Raw genomic sequence first — 7054 nt, 5'->3', positions numbered from 1 at the left:
TTGATGCGGTTATCCATCTGCTTATGGAAGCCAAGCATTGGGGATTGAGAAAGAGTAGAAATGCCACAAGCCTCAATAGCAGGTTTAAGAGCCTCGATACGCTCAAAGTCAAAATAATCAGCGTGACATTCAGAAGGGTAATAAGAACGAACCATAAAAAAGCCTCCAAGATTTGGAGGCATGAAAACATACAATTGGGAGGGTGTCAATCCTGACGGTTATTTCCTAGACAAATTAGAGCCAATACCATCAGCTTTACCGTCTTTCCAGAAATTGTTCCAAGTATCGGCAACAGCTTTATCAATACCATGAAAAATATCAACCACACCAGAAGCAGCATCAGTGACGACATTAGAAATATCCTTTGCAGTAGCGCCAATATGAGAAGAGCCATACCGCTGATTCTGCGTTTGCTGATGAACTAAGTCAACCTCAGCACTAACCTTGCGAGTCATTTCTTTGATTTGGTCATTGGTAAAATACTGACCAGCCGTTTGAGCTTGAGTAAGCATTTGGCGCATAATCTCGGAAACCTGCTGTTGCTTGGAAAGATTGGTGTTTTCCATAATAGACGCAACGCGAGCAGTAGACTCCTTCTGTTGATAAGCAAGCATCTCATTTTGTGCATATACCTGGTCTTTCGTATTCTGGCGTGAAGTCGCCGACTGAATGCCAGCAATCTCTTTTTGAGTCTCATTTTGCATCTCGGCAATCTCTTTCTGATTGTCCAGTTGCATTTTAGTAAGCTCTTTTTGATTCTCAAATCCGGCGTCAACCATACCAGCAGAGGAAGCATCAGCACCAGCACGCTCCCAAGCATTAAGCTCAGGAAATGCAGCAGCAAGATAATCACGAGTATCCTTTCCTTTATCAGCGGCAGACTTGCCACCAAGTCCAACCAAATCAAGCAACTTATCAGAAACGGCAGAAGTGCCAGCCTGCAACGTACCTTCAAGAAGTCCTTTACCAGCTTTAGCCATAGCACCAGAAACAAAACTAGGGACGGCCTCATCAGGGTTAGGAACATTAGAGCCTTGAATGGCAGATTTAATACCAGCATCACCCATGCCTACAGTATTGTTATCGGTAGCAAGCACATCACCTTGAATGCCACCGGAGGCGGCTTTTTGACCGCCTCCAAACAATTTAGACATGGCGCCACCAGCAAGAGCAGAAGCAATACCGCCAGCAATAGCACCAAACATAAATCACCTCACTTAAGTGGCTGGAGACAAATAATCTCTTTAATAACCTGATTCAGCGAAACCAATCCGCGGCATTTAGTAGCGGTAAAGTTAGACCAAACCATGAAACCAACATAAACATTATTGCCCGGCGTACGGGGAAGGACGTCAATAGTCACACAGTCCTTGACGGTATAATAACCACCATCATGGCGACCATCCAAAGGATAAACATCATAGGCAGTCGGGAGGGTAGTCGGAACCGAAGAAGACTCAAAGCGAACCAAACAGGCAAAAAATTTAGGGTCGGCATCAAAAGCAATATCAGCACCAACAGAAACAACCTGATTAGCGGCGTTGACAGATGTATCCATCTGAATGCAATGAAGAAAACCACCATTACCAGCATTAACCGTCAAACTATCAAAATATAACGTTGACGATGTAGCTTTAGGTGTCTGTAAAACAGGTGCCGAAGAAGCTGGAGTAACAGAAGTGAGAACCAGCTTATCAGAAAAAAAGTTTGAATTATGGCGAGAAATAAAAGTCTGAAACATGATTAAACTCCTAAGCAGAAAACCTACCGCGCTTCGCTTGGTCAACCCCTCAGCGGCAAAAATTAAAATTTTTACCGCTTCGGCGTTATAACCTCACACTCAATCTTTTATCACGAAGTCATGATTGAATCGCGAGTGGTCGGCAGATTGCGATAAACGGTCACATTAAATTTAACCTGACTATTCCACTGCAACAACTGAACGGACTGGAAACACTGGTCATAATCATGGTGGCGAATAAGTACGCGTTCTTGCAAATCACCAGAAGGCGGTTCCTGAATGAATGGGAAGCCTTCAAGAAGGTGATAAGCAGGAGAAACATACGAAGGCGCATAACGATACCACTGACCCTCAGCAATCTTAAACTTCTTAGACGAATCACCAGAACGGAAAACATCCTTCATAGAAATTTCACGCGGCGGCAAGTTGCCATACAAAACAGGGTCGCCAGCAATATCGGTATAAGTCAAAGCACCTTTAGCGTTAAGGTACTGAATCTCTTTAGTCGCAGTAGGCGGAAAACGAACAAGCGCAAGAGTAAACATAGTGCCATGCTCAGGAACAAAGAAACGCGGCACAGAATGTTTATAGGTCTGTTGAACACGACCAGAAAACTGGCCTAACGACGTTTGGTCAGTTCCATCAACATCATAGCCAGATGCCCAGAGATTAGAGCGCATGACAAGTAAAGGACGGTTGTCAGCGTCATAAGAGGTTTTACCTCCAAATGAAGAAATAACATCATGGTAACGCTGCATGAAGTAATCACGTTCTTGGTCAGTATGCAAATTAGCATAAGCAGCTTGCAGACCCATAATGTCAATAGATGTGGTAGAAGTCGTCATTTGGCGAGAAAGCTCAGTCTCAGGAGGAAGCGGAGCAGTCCAAATGTTTTTGAGATGGCAGCAACGGAAACCATAACGAGCATCATCTTGATTAAGCTCATTAGGGTTAGCCTCGGTACGGTCAGGCATCCACGGCGCTTTAAAATAGTTGTTATAGATATTCAAATAACCCTGAAACAAATGCTTAGGGATTTTATTGGTATCAGGGTTAATCGTGCCAAGAAAAGCGGCATGGTCAATATAACCAGTAGTGTTAACAGTCGGGAGAGGAGTGGCATTAACACCATCCTTCATGAACTTAATCCACTGTTCACCATAAACGTGACGATGAGGGACATAAAAAGTAAAAATGTCTACAGTAGAGTCAATAGCAAGGCCACGACGCAATGGAGAAAGACGGAGAGCGCCAACGGCGTCCATCTCGAAGGAGTCGCCAGCGATAACCGGAGTAGTTGAAATGGTAATAAGACGACCAATCTGACCAGCAAGGAAGCCAAGATGGGAAAGGTCATGCGGCATACGCTCGGCGCCAGTTTGAATATTAGACATAATTTATCCTCAAGTAAGGGGCCGAAGCCCCTGCAATTAAAATTGTTGACCACCTACATACCAAAGACGAGCGCCTTTACGCTTGCCTTTAGTACCTCGCAACGGCTGCGGACGACCAGGGCGAGCGCCAGAACGTTTTTTACCTTTAGACATTACATCACTCCTTCTGCACGTAATTTTTGACGCACGTTTTCTTCTGCGTCAGTAAGAACGTCAGTGTTTCCTGCGCGTACACGCAAGGTAAACGCGAACAATTCAGCGGCTTTAACCGGACGCTCGACGCCATTAATAATGTTTTCCGTAAATTCAGCGCCTTCCATGATGAGACAGGCCGTTTGAATGTTGACGGGATGAACATAATAAGCAATGACGGCAGCAATAAACTCAACAGGAGCAGGAAAGCGAGGGTATCCTACAAAGTCCAGCGTACCATAAACGCAAGCCTCAACGCAGCGACGAGCACGAGAGCGGTCAGTAGCAATCCAAACTTTGTTACTCGTCAGAAAATCGAAATCATCTTCGGTTAAATCCAAAACGGCAGAAGCCTGAATGAGCTTAATAGAGGCCAAAGCGGTCTGGAAACGTACGGATTGTTCAGTAACTTGACTCATGATTTCTTACCTATTAGTGGTTGAACAGCATCGGACTCAGATAGTAATCCACGCTCTTTTAAAATGTCAACAAGAGAATCTCTACCATGAACAAAATGTGACTCATATCTAAACCAGTCCTTGACGAACGTGCCAAGCATATTAAGCCACTTCTCCTCATCCAACGCGTCAGTTTTTGACAGAATCGTTAGTTGATGGCGAAAGGTCGCAAAGTAAGAGCTTCTCGAGCTGCGCAAGGATAGGTCGAATTTTCTCATTTTCCGCCAGCAGTCCACTTCGATTTAATTCGTAAACAAGCAGTAGTAATTCCTGCTTTATCAAGATAATTTTTCGACTCATCAGAAATATCCGAAAGTGTTAACTTCTGCGTCATGGAAGCGATAAAACTCTGCAGGTTGGATACGCCAATCATTTTTATCGAAGCGCGCATAAATTTGAGCAGATTTGTCGTCACAGGTTGCGCCGCCAAAACGTCGGCTACAGTAACTTTTCCCAGCCTCAATCTCATCTCTCTTTTTGCGTTCTGCTTCAATATCTGGTTGAACGGCGTCGCGTCGTAACCCAGCTTGGTAAGTTGGATTAAGCACTCCGTGGACAGATTTGTCATTGTGAGCATTTTCATCCCGAAGTTGCGGCTCATTCTGATTCTGAACAGCTTCTTGGGAAGTAGCGACAGCTTGGTTTTTAGTGAGTTGTTCCATTCTTTAGCTCCTAGACCTTTAGCAGCAAGGTCCATATCTGACTTTTTGTTAACGTATTTAGCCACATAGAAACCAACAGCCATATAACTGGTAGCTTTAAGCGGCTCACCTTTAGCATCAACAGGCCACAACCAACCAGAACGTGAAAAAGCGTCCTGCGTGTAGCGAACTGCGATGGGCATACTGTAACCATAAGGCCACGTATTTTGCAAGCTATTTAACTGGCGGCGATTGCGTACCCGACGACCAAAATTAGGGTCAACGCTACCTGTAGGAAGTGTCCGCATAAAGTGCACCGCATGGAAATGAAGACGGCCATTAGCTGTACCATACTCAGGCACACAAAAATACTGATAGCAGTCGGCGTGTGAATCATTAGCCTTGCGACCCTCGGCAGCAAGAACCATACGACCAATATCACGAAAATAGTCACGCAAAGCATTGGGATTATCATAAAACGCCTCTAATCGGTCGTCAGCCAACGTGAGAGTGTCAAAAACGATAAACCAACCATCAGCATGAGCCTGTCGCATTGCATTCATCAAACGCTGAATAGCAAAGCCTCTACGCGATTTCATAGTGGAGGCCTCCAGCAATCTTGAACACTCATCCTTAATACCTTTCTTTTTGGGGTAATTATACTCATCGCGAATATCCTTAAGAGGGCGTTCAGCAGCCAGCTTGCGGCAAAACTGCGTAACCGTCTTCTCGTTCTCTAAAAACCATTTTTCGTCCCCTTCGGGGCGGTGGTCTATAGTGTTATTAATATCAAGTTGGGGGAGCACATTGTAGCATTGTGCCAATTCATCCATTAACTTCTCAGTAACAGATACAAACTCATCACGAACGTCAGAAGCAGCCTTATGGCCGTCAACATACATATCACCATTATCGAACTCAACGCCCTGCATACGAAAAGACAGAATCTCTTCCAAGAGCTTGATGCGGTTATCCATCTGCTTATGGAAGCCAAGCATTGGGGATTGAGAAAGAGTAGAAATGCCACAAGCCTCAATAGCAGGTTTAAGAGCCTCGATACGCTCAAAGTCAAAATAATCAGCGTGACATTCAGAAGGGTAATAAGAACGAACCATAAAAAAGCCTCCAAGATTTGGAGGCATGAAAACATACAATTGGGAGGGTGTCAATCCTGACGGTTATTTCCTAGACAAATTAGAGCCAATACCATCAGCTTTACCGTCTTTCCAGAAATTGTTCCAAGTATCGGCAACAGCTTTATCAATACCATGAAAAATATCAACCACACCAGAAGCAGCATCAGTGACGACATTAGAAATATCCTTTGCAGTAGCGCCAATATGAGAAGAGCCATACCGCTGATTCTGCGTTTGCTGATGAACTAAGTCAACCTCAGCACTAACCTTGCGAGTCATTTCTTTGATTTGGTCATTGGTAAAATACTGACCAGCCGTTTGAGCTTGAGTAAGCATTTGGCGCATAATCTCGGAAACCTGCTGTTGCTTGGAAAGATTGGTGTTTTCCATAATAGACGCAACGCGAGCAGTAGACTCCTTCTGTTGATAAGCAAGCATCTCATTTTGTGCATATACCTGGTCTTTCGTATTCTGGCGTGAAGTCGCCGACTGAATGCCAGCAATCTCTTTTTGAGTCTCATTTTGCATCTCGGCAATCTCTTTCTGATTGTCCAGTTGCATTTTAGTAAGCTCTTTTTGATTCTCAAATCCGGCGTCAACCATACCAGCAGAGGAAGCATCAGCACCAGCACGCTCCCAAGCATTAAGCTCAGGAAATGCAGCAGCAAGATAATCACGAGTATCCTTTCCTTTATCAGCGGCAGACTTGCCACCAAGTCCAACCAAATCAAGCAACTTATCAGAAACGGCAGAAGTGCCAGCCTGCAACGTACCTTCAAGAAGTCCTTTACCAGCTTTAGCCATAGCACCAGAAACAAAACTAGGGACGGCCTCATCAGGGTTAGGAACATTAGAGCCTTGAATGGCAGATTTAATACCAGCATCACCCATGCCTACAGTATTGTTATCGGTAGCAAGCACATCACCTTGAATGCCACCGGAGGCGGCTTTTTGACCGCCTCCAAACAATTTAGACATGGCGCCACCAGCAAGAGCAGAAGCAATACCGCCAGCAATAGCACCAAACATAAATCACCTCACTTAAGTGGCTGGAGACAAATAATCTCTTTAATAACCTGATTCAGCGAAACCAATCCGCGGCATTTAGTAGCGGTAAAGTTAGACCAAACCATGAAACCAACATAAACATTATTGCCCGGCGTACGGGGAAGGACGTCAATAGTCACACAGTCCTTGACGGTATAATAACCACCATCATGGCGACCATCCAAAGGATAAACATCATAGGCAGTCGGGAGGGTAGTCGGAACCGAAGAAGACTCAAAGCGAACCAAACAGGCAAAAAATTTAGGGTCGGCATCAAAAGCAATATCAGCACCAACAGAAACAACCTGATTAGCGGCGTTGACAGATGTATCCATCTGAATGCAATGAAGAAAACCACCATTACCAGCATTAACCGTCAAACTATCAAAATATAACGTTGACGATGTAGCTTTAGGTGTCTGTAAAACAGGTGCCGAAGAAGCTG

10 protein-coding genes are annotated in these 7054 nt (G+C 44.6%); all 10 read right to left on the bottom strand.

All coding sequences use genetic code 11. From position 1 onward, the window contains the following. Positions 1 to 218: 218 nt before the first annotated feature. Complete coding sequence (locus JSE7799_RS22545) at positions 219 to 1205, bottom strand: Minor spike protein (protein ID WP_000466547.1); 987 nt, start codon at positions 1203 to 1205, stop codon at positions 219 to 221. A gap of 8 nt (positions 1206 to 1213) precedes the next feature. Next, positions 1214 to 1741: a hypothetical protein gene (locus JSE7799_RS22540; RefSeq protein ID WP_000487867.1), complete on the bottom strand. Its 528-nt coding sequence runs from the start codon at positions 1739 to 1741 to the stop codon at positions 1214 to 1216. Between the two features lie 110 nt (positions 1742 to 1851). Beyond that, on the bottom strand, positions 1852 to 3135 hold the full coding sequence (locus JSE7799_RS22535) for a major capsid protein (RefSeq protein ID WP_000065572.1): 1284 nt from the start codon (positions 3133 to 3135) through the stop codon (positions 1852 to 1854). Between the two features lie 36 nt (positions 3136 to 3171). Then, a complete protein-coding gene (locus JSE7799_RS22530; protein WP_000033471.1) occupies positions 3172 to 3288 on the bottom strand; it encodes a phage DNA packaging protein J in 117 nt (38 codons plus the stop codon). Beyond that, positions 3288 to 3746: a scaffolding protein D gene (locus JSE7799_RS22525; RefSeq protein WP_000084700.1), complete on the bottom strand. Its 459-nt coding sequence runs from the start codon at positions 3744 to 3746 to the stop codon at positions 3288 to 3290. The genes JSE7799_RS22530 and JSE7799_RS22525 overlap by 1 nt, the downstream gene beginning before the upstream one ends. Further along, the gene (locus JSE7799_RS22520) at positions 3743 to 3982 is read right to left on the bottom strand and encodes a phage DNA packaging protein C (protein WP_016670801.1); all 240 of its coding nucleotides are present in this window, start codon (positions 3980 to 3982) and stop codon (positions 3743 to 3745) included. The genes JSE7799_RS22525 and JSE7799_RS22520 overlap by 4 nt, the downstream gene beginning before the upstream one ends. Then, a complete protein-coding gene (locus JSE7799_RS22515) occupies positions 3915 to 4067 on the bottom strand; it encodes a hypothetical protein (RefSeq protein ID WP_435988044.1) in 153 nt (50 codons plus the stop codon). The genes JSE7799_RS22520 and JSE7799_RS22515 overlap by 68 nt, the downstream gene beginning before the upstream one ends. Then, positions 4000 to 5541 (bottom strand): replication endonuclease, encoded by a 1542-nt coding sequence (locus tag JSE7799_RS22510; protein ID WP_000252566.1) that lies wholly within the window; start codon positions 5539 to 5541, stop codon positions 4000 to 4002. The genes JSE7799_RS22515 and JSE7799_RS22510 overlap by 68 nt, the downstream gene beginning before the upstream one ends. Positions 5542 to 5604: 63 nt before the next feature. Next, positions 5605 to 6591, bottom strand: a complete 987-nt coding sequence (locus JSE7799_RS22505) for a Minor spike protein (RefSeq protein WP_000466547.1) — start codon at positions 6589 to 6591, stop codon at positions 5605 to 5607. An 8-nt stretch (positions 6592 to 6599) separates the two neighbouring features. Then, a partial coding sequence (locus JSE7799_RS22500; protein ID WP_083480219.1) for a hypothetical protein occupies positions 6600 to 7054 on the bottom strand: 455 nt, incomplete at its 5' end.

The organism is Jannaschia seosinensis, from assembly GCF_001408515.1.
GTDB classification, from domain to species: domain Bacteria; phylum Pseudomonadota; class Alphaproteobacteria; order Rhodobacterales; family Rhodobacteraceae; genus Jannaschia; species Jannaschia seosinensis.
The sequence above is the reverse complement of the archived record's forward strand: the minus strand, read 5'-3'. Positions and strand labels throughout refer to the sequence as shown.